The 1,277-nt window shown below is 64.3% G+C and carries 1 protein-coding gene; it reads left to right on the top strand.

Annotated features, from left to right (window positions below; genetic code table 11):
• Nucleotides 1-244: 244 nt before the first annotated feature.
• Entirely contained in the window at nt 245-1,207 is a 963-nt protein-coding gene (locus AAFX91_RS41750) for an acetyl-CoA carboxylase carboxyltransferase subunit alpha (protein WP_130577686.1), read from the top strand.
• Nucleotides 1,208-1,277: the final 70 nt, after the last annotated feature.

The following is a 1,277-nucleotide window of genomic DNA, read 5'->3' as shown; positions in this document are numbered from 1 at the left end:
CCATCCGCGAATCGTACCTCAACTTCCCGAAATCCGCGAAATTCTTGCCCAGCCTGTGCGCTTCATCCGGGCTACGGGTTACGCCTTGACTTCCGCGGCTTCTCACAGGAAAGAGCGTCACCGCTTGCGGTCAGCCCACGCGCCTCGGCTTAGGCTGCGTGTTAACTTATTGAAGATACAAAACTTCTCTTCCAGACCCCAGACCCGCTTCGCCGCCCGCCAGGTTCCTTCCTATATTGCCGTAATGCCGGATCAGATGCGCAGTTACCTCGACTTCGAAAAACCCGTCGCCGAGCTTGAATCCAAGATCGACGAATTGCGCGCGCTGGCGGCGTCCGGCAGCGACATCGGCGACGAGATCGCGCGGATCGAGGAGAAGGCCGGCCAGGCGCTGGCCGACCTTTATGCCAATCTGACGCCCTGGCAGAAGACGCTGGTGGCCCGGCACCCGCAGCGGCCGCATCTCACCGATTTCGTCAGCGCGCTCATCACCGAATTCACGCCGCTGGCTGGCGACCGCAAATTCGCCGACGACGAAGCCCTGCTCGGCGGCTTCGGCCGCTTCCGCGGCGAGAGCATCTGCGTGATCGGCCAGGAGAAGGGCGCCTCCACCGAGAGCCGGATCAAGCACAATTTCGGCATGGCGCGGCCCGAAGGCTACCGCAAGGCGGTCCGGCTGATGGAAATGGCCGACCGTTTCGGCATCCCGGTACTCTCCCTCGTCGATTCGGCCGGCGCCTATCCCGGCATCGGCGCGGAGGAGCGCGGACAGGCCGAAGCGATTGCGCGCTCGACCGACGCCTGCCTGTCGCTGGGCGTCCCCAATGTCGCGATCATTACCGGCGAGGGCATGTCGGGCGGCGCGATCGCGATCACCACGGCCAACCGCGTCCTGATGATGGAGCACGCGATCTACAGCGTGATCTCGCCGGAGGCGGCATCCTCGATCCTGTGGCGGGACGGCACCAAGGCGCAGGAAGCCGCCAACAGCATGAAGATCACCGCCCAGGACATGCTGCGATTCGGCGTGATCGACCAGATCCTGAAGGAGCCGCCGGGCGGCGCCCATCGCGATCCCGCCGCCATGATCGCGTCCACCGGCGATGCCATCGCGCAGGCCTTCGACGACCTACGAAATCTTGATGCGGACGCGATCCGCAAGCAGCGCCGCCAGAAGTTTCTCGATATCGGCCGCAAGCTCGCCTAGGCCGTGTGGACAGTTACCTTATCCAGAGCAGAGTGGCGGCAATGGCGACGACGGCGAAGTAGTTTCGCGC

It is taken from the genome of Bradyrhizobium sp. 31Argb (genome assembly GCF_043638955.1).
GTDB lineage: Bacteria > Pseudomonadota > Alphaproteobacteria > Rhizobiales > Xanthobacteraceae > Bradyrhizobium.
Note: the sequence above shows the minus strand (reverse complement) of the source record. Positions and strands in the feature narration are given on the sequence as shown.

Bases quoted from the DNA above. Each gene is read 5' to 3' on its own strand.
- AAFX91_RS41750 (WP_130577686.1), top strand. From the start codon at position 245: ATGCCGGATCAGATGCGCAGTTACCTCGACTTCGAAAAACCCGTCGCC.